14 protein-coding genes are annotated in these 18,686 nt (G+C 57.8%); 10 read left to right on the top strand and 4 right to left on the bottom strand.

All coding sequences use genetic code 11. The features are described 5' to 3' along the window. The first annotated feature begins 444 nt into the window (after positions 1-444). From fadB to JFT87_RS23550, 6 genes are all read left to right on the top strand, one after another. Positions 445-2,592: a fatty acid oxidation complex subunit alpha FadB gene (gene fadB, locus JFT87_RS23575; protein ID WP_201204980.1), complete on the top strand. Its 2,148-nt coding sequence runs from the start codon at positions 445-447 to the stop codon at positions 2,590-2,592. A gap of 32 nt (positions 2,593-2,624) precedes the next feature. Further along, the gene (fadA, locus tag JFT87_RS23570; RefSeq protein ID WP_201192830.1) at positions 2,625-3,800 is read left to right on the top strand and encodes an acetyl-CoA C-acyltransferase FadA; all 1,176 of its coding nucleotides are present in this window, start codon (positions 2,625-2,627) and stop codon (positions 3,798-3,800) included. A 99-nt stretch (positions 3,801-3,899) separates the two neighbouring features. After that, entirely contained in the window at positions 3,900-4,136 is a 237-nt protein-coding gene (locus tag JFT87_RS23565; RefSeq protein ID WP_046047845.1) for a DUF1653 domain-containing protein, read from the top strand. Positions 4,137-4,250: 114 nt separating this feature from the next. Continuing rightward, positions 4,251-6,878, top strand: a complete 2,628-nt coding sequence (topA, locus tag JFT87_RS23560) for a type I DNA topoisomerase (protein ID WP_201204978.1) — start codon at positions 4,251-4,253, stop codon at positions 6,876-6,878. Between the two features lie 141 nt (positions 6,879-7,019). Beyond that, the gene (locus tag JFT87_RS23555) at positions 7,020-7,544 is read left to right on the top strand and encodes a DUF6586 family protein (RefSeq protein WP_201204976.1); all 525 of its coding nucleotides are present in this window, start codon (positions 7,020-7,022) and stop codon (positions 7,542-7,544) included. A gap of 152 nt (positions 7,545-7,696) precedes the next feature. Continuing rightward, positions 7,697-7,930 (top strand): hypothetical protein, encoded by a 234-nt coding sequence (locus JFT87_RS23550; protein ID WP_123403749.1) that lies wholly within the window; start codon positions 7,697-7,699, stop codon positions 7,928-7,930. A 93-nt stretch (positions 7,931-8,023) separates the two neighbouring features. Here JFT87_RS23550 and sulA read toward each other — a convergent pair whose 3' ends face one another. Continuing rightward, the gene (sulA, locus tag JFT87_RS23545; RefSeq protein ID WP_201204974.1) at positions 8,024-8,497 is read right to left on the bottom strand and encodes an SOS-induced cell division inhibitor SulA; all 474 of its coding nucleotides are present in this window, start codon (positions 8,495-8,497) and stop codon (positions 8,024-8,026) included. A 10-nt stretch (positions 8,498-8,507) separates the two neighbouring features. Continuing rightward, on the bottom strand, positions 8,508-9,116 hold the full coding sequence (gene lexA / locus JFT87_RS23540) for a transcriptional repressor LexA (protein WP_201192821.1): 609 nt from the start codon (positions 9,114-9,116) through the stop codon (positions 8,508-8,510). Between the two features lie 229 nt (positions 9,117-9,345). Here lexA and JFT87_RS23535 point away from each other — a divergent pair, with 229 nt between their 5' ends. The 4 genes from JFT87_RS23535 (at position 9,346) to JFT87_RS23520 (ending at position 15,282) form a co-directional block, all read left to right on the top strand. Then, on the top strand, positions 9,346-10,053 hold the full coding sequence (locus JFT87_RS23535) for a TetR/AcrR family transcriptional regulator (protein WP_201204972.1): 708 nt from the start codon (positions 9,346-9,348) through the stop codon (positions 10,051-10,053). Between the two features lie 170 nt (positions 10,054-10,223). Next, on the top strand, positions 10,224-11,222 hold the full coding sequence (nagZ, locus tag JFT87_RS23530; RefSeq protein WP_201205327.1) for a beta-N-acetylhexosaminidase: 999 nt from the start codon (positions 10,224-10,226) through the stop codon (positions 11,220-11,222). Positions 11,223-11,234: 12 nt separating this feature from the next. After that, positions 11,235-11,972 (top strand): S-methyl-5'-thioinosine phosphorylase, encoded by a 738-nt coding sequence (locus tag JFT87_RS23525; RefSeq protein ID WP_201204970.1) that lies wholly within the window; start codon positions 11,235-11,237, stop codon positions 11,970-11,972. Positions 11,973-11,988: 16 nt separating this feature from the next. Continuing rightward, positions 11,989-15,282, top strand: a complete 3,294-nt coding sequence (locus tag JFT87_RS23520; protein ID WP_201204968.1) for a DEAD/DEAH box helicase — start codon at positions 11,989-11,991, stop codon at positions 15,280-15,282. Positions 15,283-15,410: 128 nt separating this feature from the next. On the opposite strand, the gene JFT87_RS23515 is transcribed toward JFT87_RS23520, so the two are convergent. Both JFT87_RS23515 and JFT87_RS23510 read right to left on the bottom strand, forming a co-directional pair. Then, on the bottom strand, positions 15,411-18,104 hold the full coding sequence (locus JFT87_RS23515) for a DEAD/DEAH box helicase (RefSeq protein ID WP_201204966.1): 2,694 nt from the start codon (positions 18,102-18,104) through the stop codon (positions 15,411-15,413). Positions 18,105-18,115: 11 nt separating this feature from the next. After that, complete coding sequence (locus JFT87_RS23510) at positions 18,116-18,682, bottom strand: CsiV family protein (RefSeq protein ID WP_201204964.1); 567 nt, start codon at positions 18,680-18,682, stop codon at positions 18,116-18,118. Positions 18,683-18,686 lie beyond the last annotated feature (4 nt).

Here is an 18,686-nt window from a genome sequence, read left to right as displayed (position 1 = left end):
CGGAAATTCTTTGTGGCGCTGATCTTACGCTGGGCATTCGCCAAAAGCGTTCAAATTTTTTCCTCAATGTCCCGCTAGCGTAGCTGCTCAAACGCAGGTTGCCGCGAATTAGGGCGACTTTTCTAACTATTGATCCTATGAATGGCCTCACATGCATCCGCGTGTTGCAGGACTTCGTGTTACGGAAGTGACCGGAAAGTCGCGTTTAAACCAGCATTTTGGGCGATTGACAATTGTCGGAAATTCCGTGAAGGTGACGTACCCAAATCAAACGGGCGTATGAATTGAGCGTTTGTATTTCAGACCGCTCCTACAGAATCCCGACTATCGCGTTGGCGGGTGTGCCGGGTGGATTGGCGTTAGCATCGACGAAAAGCGTCCTGCCGAGCCATTCGCCTGCGTCCGACGTGTACTGTTCAGCTTCCATATCGTGGAGATCAGTTGATGATTTACGAAGGTAAAGCCATCACGGTTAAGGCTCTTGAAAGTGGCATCGTCGAACTGAAGTTCGATCTCAAGGGTGAGTCCGTCAACAAGTTCAACCGTCTAACCCTGAACGAATTGCGTCAGGCTGTAGACACCATCAAGGCAGATGCTTCGATCAAGGGTGTGATCGTCAGCAGTGGCAAGGACGTGTTCATCGTCGGCGCCGACATCACCGAATTTGTCGAAAACTTCAAGCTGCCTGATGCAGAGCTTGTCGCTGGCAACCTCGAAGCCAACAAGATTTTCAGCGATTTCGAAGACCTCAACGTCCCGACTGTCGCCGCGATCAACGGTATCGCCCTGGGTGGCGGTCTGGAAATGTGCCTGGCGGCGGACTACCGCGTCATGTCCACCAAGGCCAAGATCGGTCTGCCAGAAGTCAAACTGGGCATCTACCCAGGCTTCGGCGGCACCGTGCGCCTGCCGCGCATCATCGGTGCCGACAACGCCATCGAGTGGATTGCCTCTGGCAAGGAAAACCGTCCTGAAGACGCACTGAAAGTCAGCGCCGTCGATGCGGTGGTTGCCCCTGAGAAGCTGCAGGAAGCTGCCCTGGAACTGATCAAGCGCGCCATCTCCGGCGAGTTCGACTTCAAGGCCAAGCGTCAGCCGAAGCTTGAGAAACTCAAGCTGAATGCAATTGAACAAATGATGGCTTTCGAAACCGCCAAAGGTTTTGTTGCCGGTCAAGCTGGCCCGAACTACCCGGCGCCGGTCGAAGCGATCAAGACCATCCAGAAAGCCGCGAACTTCGGTCGCGACAAAGCGCTGGAAGTCGAAGCCGCCGGTTTCGTCAAACTGGCCAAGACATCTGCCGCGCAGAGCTTGATCGGTCTGTTCCTGAACGATCAGGAACTGAAGAAAAAGGCCAAGGCCTACGACGAAATCGCCAAGGACGTGAAACAGGCTGCTGTATTGGGCGCTGGCATCATGGGTGGTGGTATCGCTTATCAGTCGGCCTCCAAAGGTACGCCGATCCTGATGAAGGACATCAATGAGCACGGCATCGAGCAAGGTTTGGCTGAGGCCGCCAAACTGCTGGTCGGTCGCGTTGATAAAGGTCGTATGACTCCAGCGAAAATGGCTGAAGTGCTTAACGCCATTCGTCCGACCCTGTCCTACGGTGATTTCGGTCACGTTGACCTGGTCGTTGAAGCAGTCGTCGAGAACCCTAAGGTCAAGCAAGCCGTACTGGCCGAAGTCGAAGACAACGTCAAAGAGGACACCATCCTCGCGTCCAATACCTCGACCATTTCCATCACCTTGCTGGCCAAAGCCCTCAAGCGTCCGGAAAACTTCGTCGGCATGCACTTCTTCAACCCGGTGCACATGATGCCGCTGGTTGAAGTGATTCGCGGCGAGAAGTCCAGCGAGCTGGCCGTTGCCACCACCGTTGCCTACGCCAAGAAAATGGGCAAGAACCCGATCGTGGTCAACGACTGCCCGGGCTTCTTGGTCAACCGCGTGCTGTTCCCGTACTTCGGCGGTTTCGCCAAGCTGGTCAGCGCCGGTGTGGACTTCGTCCGTATCGACAAGATCATGGAAAAATTCGGCTGGCCAATGGGCCCGGCATACCTGATGGACGTGGTCGGCATCGACACCGGTCACCACGGTCGTGACGTGATGGCTGAAGGTTTCCCGGACCGCATGAAGGATGATCGCCGTTCGGCCATCGATGTGCTCTACGAAGCCAAACGCCTGGGCCAGAAGAATGGCAAGGGTTTCTACGCTTACGAGACCGACAAGAAAGGCAAGCAGAAGAAAGTCGCCGACCCGTCGGTACTGGAAGTGCTCAAGCCGATCGTTTACGAGCAGCGCGAAGTCACTGACGAAGACATCATCAACTGGATGATGATCCCGCTGTGCCTGGAAACCGTGCGTTGCCTGGAAGATGGCATTGTCGAAACCGCCGCCGAAGCCGACATGGGTCTGGTCTACGGTATTGGTTTCCCTCCATTCCGTGGCGGCGCGTTGCGCTACATCGATTCTATCGGTGTTGCAGAGTTCGTTGCCCTGGCTGACCAGTACGCTGATTTGGGCGCGCTGTACCACCCGACCGCAAAACTGCGTGAAATGGCCAAAACCGGCCAACGGTTCTTCGGTTAAGCGTCCAAACACTTGAGCGAGAGTGAAATTTTATGAGCTTGAATCCAAGAGACGTCGTGATTGTCGACTTCGGTCGTACTCCGATGGGCCGCTCCAAGGGTGGCATGCACCGTAACACCCGCGCCGAAGACATGTCGGCGCACCTGATCAGCAAATTGCTGGAACGCAACGTCAAGGTTGATCCGAACGAAGTCGAAGACGTGATCTGGGGCTGCGTAAACCAGACCCTGGAGCAGGGCTGGAACATCGCGCGCATGGCGTCCCTGATGACTCAGATTCCGCACACTGCTGCCGGCCAGACCGTCAGCCGCCTGTGTGGCTCGTCGATGAGTGCGCTGCACACAGCTGCGCAAGCGATCATGACCGGTAACGGTGACGTGTTCGTGGTTGGCGGCGTCGAGCATATGGGTCACGTGAGCATGATGCACGGTGTCGATCCGAACCCGCACATGTCCCTGTACGCGGCGAAAGCCTCGGGCATGATGGGCCTGACCGCTGAAATGCTGGGCAAAATGCACGGCATCACTCGCGAACAACAGGATGCTTTCGGGGTGCGCTCTCACCAGCTCGCCTACAAAGCGACCCTGGAAGGCAAGTTCAAAGACGAAATCATCCCGATGCAAGGCTACGACGAGAACGGTTTCCTGAAACTGTTCGACTACGACGAAACCATTCGTCCGGAAACCACCCTGGAAAGCCTGGCGGCTTTGAAGCCAGCGTTTAACCCGAAGGGCGGCACCGTGACAGCCGGGACTTCGTCGCAAATCACTGATGGTGCTTCGTGCATGATCGTGATGTCGGCGCAGCGTGCGCAGGACCTGGGCATCCAGCCTATGGCTGTGATTCGTTCGATGGCAGTGGCAGGTGTGGACCCGGCGATCATGGGCTATGGTCCAGTACCGGCCACCCAAAAAGCACTGAAGCGTGCGGGCCTGGGTATTAACGATATCGACTTCTTTGAGCTCAACGAAGCTTTCGCCGCACAGGCCCTGCCAGTGCTGAAAGATTTGAAAGTGCTCGACAAGATGAACGAGAAGGTTAACCTGCACGGCGGCGCGATCGCCTTGGGTCACCCGTTCGGTTGTTCCGGTGCACGTATCTCCGGCACTTTGCTGAACGTGATGAAGCAAAATGGCGGCACCTTTGGGGTAGCCACCATGTGCATTGGTCTCGGCCAAGGCATCTCCACCGTCTTCGAACGCGTTTAAGCGTCTCGTTGATGGAAGCCGGGGCCAAGTGCCCCGGTTTTTGTTTTTCTGAATTTATTTTTGTTTTTATTTTGAAAAGATTTGAGTGAGGGCCAAACCATGCCGATACAACCTGGGCTCTACCAGCATTACAAAGGTCCGCAGTACCGCGTATTCAGCATTGCGCGGCATTCCGAGACCGAAGAAGAAGTGGTCTTCTACCAAGCCCTGTATGGCGATTACGGCTTTTGGGTGCGTCCCTTGAGCATGTTCCTGGAGTCGGTCGAGGTTGACGGCGAACAGGTCCCACGCTTTGCTTTGGTGCAAGCCGAACCGAGCCTTTTTTCCAAGCCATAAGCTGAGTGCGCGCAAAACCCTGCGCTTGACCTCACCTTGTAGCCACTATATATAGCGGTGCCGCGTCAGGCGCCAACCGCCTTTCACTTCTAGAATTCAGGAATTTTCTGATCCATGGGCAAATCGCTGGTCATTGTGGAATCCCCGGCTAAGGCCAAGACCATCAACAAGTATCTGGGTAACCAATACGTGGTGAAGTCGAGTATCGGCCATATCCGAGACCTGCCCACCAGCGGTTCGGCTAGCGCCAGCAAAGAGCCAGCCGCCAAGCGCGGCAAGGCTGCCGCGGGTGAAGGTCCGGTGCTCACGCCGAAAGAGAAAGCGCGCAAGCAGCTTGTCTCGCGCATGGGTGTCGATCCCGATCATGGCTGGAAAGCCAAGTACGAGATCCTCCCGGGCAAAGAGAAGGTCATCGAAGAGCTGCGCCGGCTCGCCAAAGATGCTGACACCATCTATCTCGCAACCGACTTGGATCGCGAGGGGGAAGCCATTGCCTGGCACCTGCGCGAAGCCATCGGTGGTGACGACAGCCGCTACAAGCGCGTGGTGTTCAACGAAATCACCAAGAAGGCGATTCAGGAAGCTTTCTCCAAACCAGGCGAGCTGGACATTGACCGTGTCAACGCCCAGCAGGCGCGGCGGTTCCTTGATCGCGTGGTCGGTTACATGGTTTCGCCGCTGCTGTGGGCCAAGGTCGCTCGCGGCCTGTCCGCCGGTCGCGTGCAGTCGGTTGCGGTAAAACTGGTCGTTGAGCGTGAGCGAGAAATCCGCGCGTTCAACCCGGAAGAGTACTGGGAAGTTCACGCTGACCTCGGCACCGCCAAGGGCGCCACCGTGCGCTTTGACGTGGCTCGCGAGAAAGGCGAAGCCTTCAAGCCGCTCAACGAAACCCAAGCCATGGCCGCGCTGGAGAAGCTCAAGTCTTCCAGCTACAGCATCGTCAAGCGTGAAGACAAACCGACCAGCAGCAAGCCGTCGGCACCGTTCATCACCTCCACCCTGCAGCAGGCCGCGAGCAACCGCCTGGGCTTCGGTGTGAAGAAAACCATGATGATGGCCCAGCGTTTGTACGAAGCTGGCTACATCACGTATATGCGTACCGACTCCACCAACCTCTCGGTTGATGCGGTGGCGATGGCGCGTACTTATATTGAAGGCGAATTCGGCAAGAAGTACCTGCCGGAAAATCCGAACGTCTACAGCAGCAAGGAAGGCGCACAAGAGGCTCACGAAGCGATTCGTCCCTCCGACGCCAATACCGAGCCAAGCAAGCTGTCGGGCATGGAGCGTGACGCTGAGCGGCTCTACGAGCTGATCTGGCGCCAGTTCCTCGCTTGCCAGATGCTGCCTGCGCAATACCTGTCGACCACGGTGACTGTGGGTGCCGGTGATTTCGAGTTGCGTGCCAAGGGCCGCATCCTGAAGTTCGACGGTTACACCCGCGTCATGCCGCAAATCGCCAAGCCAGGTGATGACGACGTGCTGCCGGACATGGTTCAGGGCGACGCGATGAAGCTGATCAAGCTTGATCCGACCCAGCATTTCACCAAGCCGCCGGCCCGTTATTCGGAAGCGAGCCTGGTAAAAGAAATGGAAAAACGCGGCATCGGTCGTCCTTCGACCTACGCAGCGATCATTTCGACCATCCAGGACCGCGGCTACGTGGCACTGCACAACCGTCGTTTCTACTCAGAAAAGATGGGCGATATCGTCACCGAGCGTCTGGCCGAGAGCTTCTCCAACCTCATGGACTACGGCTTCACCGCCGGCATGGAGGAGAACCTCGATGACGTGGCCCAGGGCGAACGCGACTGGAAAAACGTGCTCGACGAGTTCTACGGCGACTTCAAGAAGAAGCTCGAAGTAGCCGAAAGCGCTGAAGGCGGCATGCGCGCCAACCAGCCAGTGATGACTGACATTCCATGCGTGGTATGCGGCCGTCCGATGCAGATTCGTACTGCGTCGACTGGTGTGTTCCTCGGCTGCTCGGGCTACAGCCTGCCGCCGAAGGAGCGCTGCAAGGCCACCGTCAACCTGGTGCCGGGCGATGAAATCGCTGCGGACGACGAAGGTGAGTCGGAATCCCTGGTCCTGCGCGGCAAGCACCGCTGCCCGATCTGCAGCACGGCGATGGACGCTTACCTGCTGGATGAGAAGCGCAAGCTGCATATCTGCGGTAACAACCCGGATTGCTCTGGCTACGAAATCGAAGAAGGCACTTACCGCATCAAGGGCTACGAAGGTCCGAGCCTGGAATGCGACAAGTGCGGCAGCGAGATGCAACTCAAGACCGGTCGTTTCGGCAAGTTCTTCGGTTGCACCAATGCGACGTGCAAAAACACCCGCAAACTGCTGAAAAGCGGTGATGCGGCACCGCCGAAGATGGATCCGGTGAAGATGCCTGAGCTGAAATGCGAAAAGGTCAACGACACCTACATCCTGCGCGACGGCGCATCCGGCCTGTTCCTGGCGGCGAGCCAGTTCCCGAAAAACCGCGAGACTCGTGCTCCGCTGGTGATCGAGATCGTGCCGCACAAGGATGAAATCGATCCGAAGTACCACTTCCTCTGTGAAGCGCCGAAGAAGGATCCGGATGGCCTGCCTTCCGTGATCCGTTACAGCCGCAAAACCAAAGAGCAGTACGTTCAGACTGAAGTCGACGGCAAGCCGACCGGTTGGAAGGCGTACTACGACGGCGGTAAGTGGAAGGTTGAAGACAAGCGGCCAGCCGCTAAAGCTTAAAAAGAAGCTGTACATAAAAGGCCGCATGACAATCCTCGGATTTTCATGCGGCCTTTTGTTTTGGGCTTGCGGTCAGATCGGGTGATCCACGACACTGTCCGACCTGTGTGAAGCAATTATTTCGCTGTGGAGGCTGCCGTCATGGCCCACGAACTCTATACCCGTACCAACCAGAAAATTTATTTCGCCGGCCTGTCGCTCGAAGCGCTCGCCAGAGTCGAAGAGGGGCGGGCGATGAACTCCCTGGCGCTGATTCAGGCCGGGCGCGAATCGGCGCTGTTTCACCTTTATGGTGCGTTGCTGGGGCTGTGCCATGAAATCGCCGGTTTCTATCGCTTGCCTCAGGCGAATGCGCCGCGAGCGGAGATGTTGCTGACTCGCGAAGTGCTGGAAGCCATCGCCATTCCGGAAATGGCTGAGCTGGTCGAACTGGCCAACAATTCGGAAACCTGGCTGGCCAAGCTGCTGGCAGCCCATGCCGCACTGTTTCAGCCACCGCGGGTGCCGCACAAGCCGAAGGGTGACGTGACACAGCCACTGATCATGGCGGTTAACCTGGACGAAGAAGAGGCGCCTCAAGAGCTGAGTCGAGAGGAGTTGGAGAGCTGGCGTCAGAACCTGAAGGGGTTGGCGATTCGCTTTCGTGAAGGGTTGAACGAGTGCTAACGGATTGATCGATGAGACGGATGACCTGTTGGGCTGTCCGTTTTGGAATGAGTGCTAACAGATATTTCTTCGCGATGACTTCTGGTCAAGATCCCGAGCGAAGCTTGGCCGATGCCTATATAATCCCCGCCTTTCGTGGAGAACAGACCTTTATGCCAACGTCCTTTCTAGAAATTGTCGAGTTACCAGACGGCCGAATCGAGCTGCGCAGGGCTGAGGACGAGGGTTCTCTGGTTACTTTGGATTTCTCCGAGGACGCCAAAGCGTTCCTGCAAGGCAATCACGTGGAAGTCGCCAAAGCGATGTTAAGCGTCGGTGTGCAGATGGCGGGGCGCCTGGTTGAAGGCGAATTCAATAAAGATGAAGAGCCGCGGATCCTGCATTGATCCCGCCCGTCGGTTTCTGCTGATACCGCTACAGATCGGCTTCTCTATCCTTGGAGAAGCCCGGCGCTGTTCAAGGCGCGCATTATTTGTCAGTTAGCCTAATCGAATATTCAGACTTTGAGCGTCCCCGGTGCGGGCGGCGCTGATCAGCTGTTGCCGTGCACTGGCGTTCAGCGGGTTGAGCCAGCTAACGACCGTGTGGCTGCGGCCCAATCGCAAGGCTTCGCAGGTCAACTGTTGAGCGCTCTGGGTGCCGCGCGGTTGCAGTAGCAGGATGCGTTCGCGATTCAGGCCGGCGTCCCGCAGCCAAGCCTGGGTCAGGCTGGCCGGTGGGGCGATCAGGGTTAGCCAGCGTGCATCCTGGTCTTGACTCAACTCCCGGAGAATCGGCGCCAGAAGGTTCAGGCAGCTCCCTGCTGCACCACGCAGTGACAGTTCGCTGAAGACCTCGGGTTCTGCGCTCCAGGGCGACTCGACCACGTTCTTCAGGATCGGCGCCAGCGGTTGCGCCATGAACGCCTCGAACAACGGCAGTTGGGCTTGCTGTGGTGTGTGTGGGAACTGCATAAAGCCTCCTTTAGCGGCGAATCACGCCGACACTCAAGCCTTCGATCACCAGTTCCTGATCTTTCAGGTTGACTTCGATGGGGGCGAACTCGGGATTTTCGGCTATCAGCCAAACCTTGCTGCCATCGCGCTTGAAGCGCTTGACGGTCACTTCATCGCCGATCCGCGCTACCACGATCTGGCCATTGCGGGCTTCACGGGTGGTGTGAACGGCCAGCAGGTCGCCGTCGAAGATGCCCACATCCTTCATGCTCATGCCATGAACCCGCAGCAGATAGTCGGCACGCGGATGGAAGAAGGTCGGGTTGATGTTGCAGGACTCTTCGATGTGTTGCTGGGCCAGAATGGGCGCACCGGCAGCCACACGGCCAATGATCGGCAGAGTGGATTCGTCGGCCTTGGCTTCGAAGCCGGGGATGCGGATGCCACGGGAGGCGCCCGGGGTCATCTCGATCGCGCCCTTGCGGGCTAGCGCCTTGAGGTGCTCTTCAGCCGCGTTTGGCGATTTGAACCCGAGTTCCTGCGCGATTTCCGCGCGGGTTGGTGGGTAGCCGTTGTCGTCGAGGCAACGTTTGATGAAGGCCAGAATCTCTGCTTGGCGTGGCGTCAGTTTTATCATAGTGATCGCTCTGTCTTTTTATACAGTGACTGGGATTATATACAGTGAACTGCGCTTGGCAATGCCCCTTTTTTTGCCTGCCGCTGGACGGTCTGTTCCTCGACTGATTAACGCGTTGCTGTTGTATGGTTAAATAGCTGACCGACCATTCCCAAAACGAACCGCCAGGCTTGACAACGCCTAGGCTGAAACGTATGTTTCAAACAAGTGTTTGTCAGGCGGAGTAGTCATGGCCCAGTCGGAAACCGTTGAACGCATTCTCGATGCTGCCGAGCAGTTGTTCGCGGAAAAAGGTTTCGCCGAAACCTCGTTGCGTTTGATCACCAGCAAGGCCGGGGTCAATCTGGCGGCGGTGAACTATCATTTCGGCTCCAAAAAGGCGCTGATTCAAGCGGTTTTCTCGCGCTTTCTCGGGCCGTTCTGCATCAGCCTCGATAAGGAGCTGGAGCGGCGTCAGGCCAAGCCGGAAAACAAGCCGACGCTTGAAGAGCTGCTGGAAATCCTCGTCGAGCAAGCCCTGGTGGTGCAGCCGCGCAGCGGCAATGACCTCTCTATCTTCATGCGTTTGCTGGGTCTGGCTTTCAGTCAGAGCCAAGGCCACTTGCGTCGTTATCTGGAAGATATGTACGGCAAAGTGTTCCGTCGTTACATGATGCTGGTCAACGAAGCTGCGCCGCGTATCCCGCCGATCGAACTGTTCTGGCGCGTGCACTTCATGCTCGGCGCTGCAGCGTTCAGCATGTCGGGGATCAAGGCCTTGCGCGCCATTGCCGAGACCGATTTCGGCGTCAACACCTCCATCGAGCAGGTGATGCGCCTGATGGTGCCGTTCCTGGCCGCCGGCATGCGTGCCGAAACCGGCGTCACCGATACGGCCATGGCCACCGCGCAGTTGCGTCCGCGCAGTAAATCGGTCCCGGCTGCCGCCAAGGTTTAACCGTACACGGGTGGGCGCGGCAGCTGACATCCGCTAAGCTAGCCGCCCATGCCGACTCTCGTTTTGAACCCGCTTCCCATTGATATCGCCGACCTGCCGGGCACAGCCCATGGCGGCGAGTCCGTGCGAGGCGGGTTTTTCGTTTTCAAGGAATCTCTATGACTGCTGGCCTGCAAGGCTCGTTGATGGTGGACGTCGCCGGTACCTGGCTGACGGCCGAAGATCGCCAATTGTTGCGTCAGCCTGAAGTGGGCGGCCTGATCATTTTCGCCCGCAACATCGAGCACCCGCGACAGGTGCGCGAGCTGAGCGCCGCAATCCGCGCTATTCGTCCTGATCTACTGCTGGCAGTGGACCAGGAGGGCGGTCGGGTCCAGCGTCTGCGCCAGGGCTTTGTGCGGCTGCCGGCCATGCGCGCCATTGCCGACAATCCAAATGCTGAATACCTGGCCGAACAGTGTGGCTGGATCATGGCGACCGAAGTCCTCGCCGTCGGCCTCGACCTGAGCTTCGCCCCGGTGCTGGACCTTGATTACCAGCGCAGCGCTGTAGTCGGCACCCGCTCGTTCGAAGGCGATCCCGAGCGTGCAGCGCTGCTCGCCGGCGCCTTCATCCGCGGCATGAACAGTGCTGGTATGGCGGCCACTGGTAAGCATTTTCCGGGTCACGGTTGGGCTGAGGCGGATTCTCACGTCGCCATTCCCAACGACGAGCGCAGCCTCGACGAGATCCGCGCTAAAGACTTGGTGCCGTTCGCTCGACTGAGCAAACAACTGGCCGCTGTCATGCCGGCACACGTTATTTATCCACAAGTCGATTCCCAGCCCGCCGGTTTCTCCCGGCGCTGGTTGCAGGACATCCTGCGTGGCGAGTTGCAGTTCGATGGTGTCATCTTTAGTGACGATCTTTCCATGGCCGGTGCCCATGTAGTCGGCGATGCTGCCAGCCGTATCGAAGCCGCGCTGACCGCTGGTTGTGACATGGGCTTGGTGTGCAACGACCGCGCAGCTGCGGAATTGGCCCTGAGCGCCGTCCAGCGGATGAAGGTCAAGCCGTCGGCGCGTATCGCGCGGATGCGCGGGCAGTCCTTCGCTGGCACTGAATACCGCCAAGATCCGCGCTGGCTGACCGCTGTCGGCGCGCTCAAAGAAGCTCAACTGATTGATTAAGGACGTTTCGTTATGACGATTTACGCGATTATCGGCGGTACCGGCCTGACTCAACTCGAAGGTCTGAGCATTCGTCAGTCACTTGCAGTAGACACGCCCTACGGCCCACCTTCGGCCGAGGTGCAGATCGGTGAGTACGCCGGCAAGGAAGTGCTGTTCCTTGCGCGCCACGGTCACCCGCATCGTTTCCCTCCGCATCAGGTGAACTACCGCGCCAACCTTTGGGCGCTGAAGCAGGCCGGTGCCGAAGCGATTCTCGCGGTCAACGCCGTGGGTGGGATTCATGCCGCGATGGGCACCGGACATTTTTGCGTGCCCCATCAACTGATCGATTACACCAGCGGTCGCGAACACACTTATTTCGCCGATGACCTTGAACACGTCACGCACATCGATTTCAGCTTCCCCTACAGCGAACCGCTGCGTCAGCAATTGATTGCAGCGCTGGCCGCTGAAGGTTGTGAGTTCAGCGATCAGGGCGTTTACGCCTGCACGCAAGGCCCGCGCCTGGAGACTGTGGCGGAGATCGTGCGTCTGGAGCGTGATGGTTGCGACATCGTCGGCATGACCGGTATGCCGGAAGCGGTGCTGGCTCGCGAACTGGAACTGGACTACGCCTGTTTGTCGCTGGTAGTGAACCCGGCAGCGGGCAAGACCACGGAAGTGATCACCATGGCCGAGATCGAGCAGGCGCTGCATGACGGGATGGGCAAGGTGAAGTCGACGTTGGCGCGGGTGCTGGCGGGTTGAAGGACAGATAAACCTCATGACGATCATCATCGAACAGCTTCACTCGCTGCCGTGGACTGAGGCATTCAGCCGAAATGCTCTGGCCAAGGCTCGCGATTACGCCGTTGAGGATCGGATAGAAATTCAGTCAGTCGATGACGAAATGATAGAGGCGGCCTGCGCCGGATCTGAAAATTACGTTTATCAACAGGTCATCTATCTGGTTAAAGATCATCGCGAGCAATTCGGTCTGCGTTGCTTTTGCTCCTGCCCGGTCGAGATCAACTGCAAGCACAGTGCGGCGGTACTCTTTCACTTGCAGGCTCGCGCCGACAAAACGCCTGAAAGTGATGCCCCGGTTCAACTCAGTCGATCACTGGAGCACTGGCTCTCCAGTATTCCTGTGGCGACCCAGCCTGCTGAAGAAACCCCGCAAGCGGCCAGTACCCGGCTTTTTTACAAGCTCAAGGCAACGCCGGTTACAGGCAAATGGCTGGTAGAAATTTTCAAGGTCTACCAACTCAAGAGTGGCGAACTGCGCGACGTTAAACCGTTGTTTTCGCTATCAGACCTGTTAATGCGTCAGCCCGGTTATCTGACCGAGCTCGATTTGCGGATTGCGCGGTTGCTGGTGGCCATGCACTCCCATCATGCGTATTACAGCGGCTATCCGCTAGACGGCAGCAGTGGCGCCGAGTTGCTCGAAATGCTGTTGCGAACGTCGCGACTGTTTCTGGATTTTGAAGCGTTGCAGCCGCTGAATGCGGGCCCAAGAAGAAGCGCGCAGTTCGCCTGGGCCGAGCAAGCCAATGGCAGTTTTCGCCCGCAGTGGAGCAGCGATGAGGCGTCGGCAGAAACCGTGCTTGCGCTCGAGCCGCTTCATTATCTGGATCGCGAGCGGCAACAAATCGGCCCACTGTTTAATGAACTCGATGAGAAACTTGCCTGTCATCTGGCGTTGGCACCGGAAATTCCCGCCCGTCAGGCAATGCAGTTCAGTCATCGGATGAGTGCGGCAACTCAAGTGGCCCCACCACACAAGCTGTCGGAACGAATCATCGACGATGTGTTGCCCAAGGCTCATCTGACACTTGTCAGTATCGAAAGCACCAAGCCCTGGCGTTACCCAGCGGAACACCGTGCGGCATTACTGTTCACCTATGACGGGCATCCTGCCGAAGACCGCAACCCGGAAGTGTTGATCCTTTCGGGCGTTGAAACCCTGCGTATTCAACGTCAGCCTGCCGCCGAAAAAGCATTGCGTCAGCAACTGCAGAAACACGGTTTGAAGAAGTCAGCGCGTAAAAGTGGCGTTAATCATCCGGGTGAGCGGTTTAATTTGTCCGATGATTCAGCTTGGCTCGCATTTGCGCAGAACGGGATTCCCGTGCTGCGCGAGGCAGGGTGGCAGGTTGACGTCAGGCCTGGCTTTCACTTCAACGTGCAGCCTGTAGAGCAGTGGTATGCAGACGTTGAGGAAGAGTCGGGGCATCAGTGGTTTGATCTGCAACTGGGCATCGTCGTTAACGGTGAACGTCACAGCCTGTTGCCGATCTTGCTGCATCTATTACGCACTCAGCCGCTGCTTCTCGATCCAGCGAAACTCGCTCAGCGCGGCGATGATGAACTGCTGTTGGTGGAGTTGGGCGCTGGTCGTTATAGCAATAAAATCAGTGGCAAAGTCGCGCTACCCTATGGTCGGATCAAGCCGCTGATGGCCACCCTTGGCGAGTTGTATCTGGGTGTGCACCTGGGCGATTCACTGCGTTTGAGTGCTCCAGACGCCGCGCGGTTGAGTGTGTTGGAAGGCGTGCCGCTGGTTTGGCAGGGCGGCGAGCGACTGCGCAGTTTTGCGCAGCGATTGCGTGAGTCGACGCATGTTCATGTTCCGGCTCCCGAGGGTCTCAAGGCGACACTGCGACCGTATCAGCTGGAAGGGCTGAACTGGATGCAAACCCTTCGCGAGCTAGGAGTCGGCGGCATCCTCGGCGACGACATGGGACTGGGGAAAACCCTGCAAACCCTGGCGCATTTGTTGACGGAAAAACAGGCTGGACGGCTTGATCGTCCAGCACTGGTCGTGATGCCCACCAGCCTGATCCCCAATTGGATCGACGAGGCTGCACGCTTTACCCCGCAACTGAAGGTTTTGGCACTGCATGGCTCGGCGCGGCAAAAAGACTTTGCCGGTCTTGCCGAATACGATTTGGTGTTGACCACCTACGCGTTGCTGCCGCGGGATCTGGAAGTATTGCAGCCACAGGACTGGAGTGTGCTGATTCTCGATGAGGCGCAGAACATCAAGAACCCGATAAGCAAAGCTGCGCAGGCTGCCCGTGATCTACAGGCTGGCCAGCGACTGTGTCTGTCCGGCACACCATTGGAAAACCACCTCGGCGAGCTGTGGTCCCAGTTTCACTTTTTGTTGCCCGGTTGGCTTGGCGACAGCAAAACCTTCAATCGCGACTACCGCACGCCGATCGAGAAGCACGGCAACAGTGAGCGGATGCAGCATCTGACGGCCCGAATTAAGCCCTTCCTGCTACGTCGCAAGAAAGATCAGGTGGCTACCGAATTGCCGCCGAAAACCGAGATCGTGCATTGGGTTGATCTCAGCGATGGGCAGCGGGATGTGTATGAAACCGTACGCGTGGCGATGGACAAAAAGGTGCGCGACGAAATTGCCCGAAGTGGCGTGGGGCGCAGTCAAATCATTATCCTTGATGCGCTACTCAAGCTCCGTCAGGTCTGCTGCGATCTGCGCTTGATCAAAACGCCGCTCACGGCAAAGGCACTTCGTGCAGGCAGTGGAAAGCTGGTCAGTTTGATGGAAATGCTGGAAGAACTGCTCAGCGAAGGTCGCAAGATTTTGCTGTTTTCGCAGTTCACGTCAATGCTGGCCTTGATTGAAGAGGAATTGCAGCAGCGTGGCCTCGCCTACTCATTGTTGACCGGTGAAACGACGGATCGGCGCACGCCGGTCAAGGACTTCCAGGGCGGTAAAGTGCCGCTGTTTCTGATCAGTTTGAAGGCCGGCGGCACAGGTCTGAACCTGACGGCGGCGGATACGGTTATTCATTTCGATCCTTGGTGGAACCCAGCGGTCGAAAATCAGGCCACCGACCGTGCCTACCGGATTGGGCAAAACAAGCCTGTGTTTGTCTACAAGCTGATTGCCCGGGGCACGGTTGAAGAAAAAATACAGGCACTGCAACAGGAAAAAGCCATCCTGGCCGAAGCGGTGCTCGAAGGTGGAGCGACGGGTGGGTTGAAGCTTGAGCAGAGTGATATTGAGGCGCTGTTCGCCCCGCTGCCTGTTTCCAAGGGTTGAGCCTGGGTTTTAACCGTTAGACCGAGGTGAGCCATTCGCGAGCAAGCTTTGCTCCTACAGGGATCAGCGGCGTCCACCTGTAGGAGCAAAGCTTGCTCGCGATAGCTATTTAACAGGCGACAAACATCTCAGCGCTTTTCCAGTTTGTCCGGCAACGGCGCAAACAACGCCTCGATATCATCACTCTGCAACTTCCAGTCCCCGGCTGAGCGTCCATCCAGTACGCCAGCCGCCAGGTCGGACTTTTCCTTTTGCAGATGTTGAATCTTCTCTTCCACCGTGCCCCGAGCAATCAACTTATAGACGAACACCGGTTTTTCCTGGCCGATGCGATAAGCCCGGTCAGTCGCCTGGTTTTCCGTCGCCGGGTTCCACCACGGGTCGTAGTGAATCACCGTATCGGCTTCGGTCAGGTTCAAGCCCACGCCGCCAGCCTTCAGGCTGATCAGAAAAATCTGACGCTTGCCGCTCTGGAAGTCCTTCACCGGCGCGCGCCGGTCGCGGGTTTGTCCGGTCAATATTGCGTATTCAACGCCACGCTTCTTCAGTTCATCCTCGATCAACGCCAGCATTGACGTGAACTGCGAGAACAGCAAAATCCGCCGACCTTCCTCAAACAGCTCTTCCAGCATCTCCATCAAGCTGTCGAGCTTGCCAGACGTGCTGCCGCGAGTGGGCAGGACGGCATCGTTGACCAGGCGAAGATCGCAACACACCTGCCGCAGCTTCAGCAGCGCCTCAAGAATGATGATCTGGCTGCGGGCCACACCTTTGCGGGTGATCTCGTCGCGTACTTTTTTGTCCATGGCCAGGCGCATGGTTTCGTACACGTCGCGCTGCGCTTCGTTGAGTTCGACCCAATGGATAATCTCGGTTTTCGGTGGCAGTTCTGTCGCGACCTGTTCTTTGGTCCTGCGCAGCAGAAACGGTTTGATCCGACCGTTGAGGTGCTGAAGTCGTACTTCACTGCCGCGCTTTTCAATCGGCACGCGGTAATCGCGGTTGAAGCTTTTCACATCGCCAAGCCAGCCGGGCAGCAAGAAGTGAAACAGCGACCACAGCTCGCCCAAGTGATTTTCCAGTGGCGTGCCACTCAGGCACAGGCGCTGGCGCGCATTCAGTTCACGAGCAGCCTGGGCGGCCTTGCTGTTGGGGTTCTTGATGTACTGCGCTTCATCCAGGACCAGCACGTGCAATGGCACTGCCGCGAGGGTTTCGACATCCTTGGGCAGCAGCGCGTAGGTGGTCAGGATCAGGTCGTAATCGGTCAGACTCTCGAAGTGTTTTTTGCGGCTGGCGCCATACAGGGCCAGCACTTTTAGCTGTGGTGTGAAGTGCGCCGCTTCGTCGAGCCAGTTGGGGATCAGGCTGGTGGGCATCACCACCATGCATGGCCGATCCAGGCGGCCGGCGATTTTCTCGCTGAGAATGTGCGCCAGGGTCTGTAGGGTTTTACCCAAACCCATGTCGTCCGCGAGAATCCCGCCGACTTCCAGTTGTCGCAACGACTGCATCCAGCTCAGACCTTCGAGCTGATACGGCCGCAACGTGGCGTTCAAACCTTCCGGCGCGGTCGATGTAAAGTCCTTGATGTCCCGCAGACGCTGGGCAAAGGTGCGAATCTGCTCGCCGCCTTCCCACAATAGTGGCATGTCTTCCAGCGGATTCAGCCGGATAGCGTCGGCCTTACTCAGGCGCAGCGTAGTTTCGCCAGGCCCTTGCAGGTAGAACTCGCCAAGGGTCGCCAGCACCGGTTTCAAGCGGCCGAAGGGTAGGGCGACTTGCAGCGGACCGTACTCGGAGTTCGGGCGATTCGGGATGTTCACCAGGATCAATTCGTCGTCGCGACGTCGGGCCAGTCGTTCCGGGTTGAGAATTTCGGTGTGCGAGCGCATCAGGTTTAACAGGATCGGCAGCAGGCTCAGCCGCTCGCCATTCACGATAATCCCCAGTTCCAGATCAAACCAGTCGCGTTCCGGTACCTGCTCGACGGTGGCGTACCAGTCGTCCACTGCGGTCAGGTCGAAGCCGAAATCCTCGTCGATCTGCAATTCCCAGCCTTGGGTGCGCAGCTTCGGGAGTTCGTTGAGGGTGAAAGTCAGCCAGGCGCTGTCGTTGACCATCTCGAACAGTTCGCCAGCGCTTTCCGGCAAGGCTTTGCTTTGGCGGGTGGCGATCTTGAAACCGAGGATTCGTAGCTGTTCCCTGTAGGCCTGTTCGACTTCCGGGTGACGTTTTATCCGTAAAGTCTGTGTCTCTTGGCGAATCAGGATGTCGGCATTTTTCTGCCCGGAAACGTATTCATCCAGATAGCTGAAGGACAGCGCCGCACGATGCTGGATGTAGCGCTGCATCTTGCCGTTGCGCGGTTCGAAGGCGCTGAACTCGATACTCGCCAGCCACAGGCGCGGCACCGGTTGCACGTTATCCACCAGCACTTGCGGCAACGCCTTCGGGCTGCGGTTTTCCAGTACGGCCTGGAGTTTTTCCAGCAGTTCGGCGTCTTGCGCGGCGGCGGGGTAGGCCAGGGTTTCCTGGACTTTCAGTAGCACCGCTGCGCAATGTTTGCAGTTGCTGTGGACCGGGCAGGTGCAGGTCGCGTCGATCATCAGCAACGTGCCTTTGGCCGACTCGCGCAGGCGAATGGTCTGACGGTAAACGTTACCGCCAGAGCCTTCGCAAGCGGCGATGATCGTCGCGTCGCCGACCTGGGCGATGCGTACCCGGTTTTCCAGGGCGTAGCGACGGCCGCGCTCCAGGCTCTGTTCCTTGAATCGGCTGACCCAGGAAGGTGCGAGGGGTTTGCTCAGGGTCGGGGGCATAGGGACTTCAATCAGTCCGGAATTTGTTCGGGGGCTGGCCGAGGCGCAGGTGCGGTCAACGAAGTGATCTTGATCAACAGGCCCAAGTGGCCGTTATCGAGAAAATTCAATTGGCCGTTCTTGGTGTGGCTTTCCTGCTTCAGGCGTTCGCTGGCGGTGACCATGCCGTTGGCGTCGATCTGGTTGACCCAGAAGTCGGCGTCGACGTCGGTGAAACGCCCCAGTTTCAGGTCCAGCGTGCCCTCGATCGGGAATTGGCCGTACTGTTCCTTGCCGTCGCTGATCGCGATTTTGCTGGCTTCTTCACCCAGTTCCTGTTGCCAGGCCTTGTGTAGCAGCACCGTGTAGTCGGCACTGGCGGTGAGTTTTTCCACTTCGCCATTGAGGCTCGGCGTGCGCAGGCTGTCCGGGTTGATGCGTTGTGCACCGGCCGCCCAACCTTCCGGCGCGGCACGACTGACAATCGCCGGCACGGCGTTTTGCCGGACCAGGATCATTTCAACCTGATACTTATCATCGGCAAACGCCGAGGGGGCAGCCAGCGTCATCAACAATGTCAGTGAGAGAAACAGGCGCATGCGG

This window comes from Pseudomonas sp. TH15, assembly GCF_016651105.1.
Lineage (GTDB): Bacteria > Pseudomonadota > Gammaproteobacteria > Pseudomonadales > Pseudomonadaceae > Aquipseudomonas.
The sequence above is the reverse complement of the archived record's forward strand: the minus strand, read 5'-3'. Positions and strand labels throughout refer to the sequence as shown.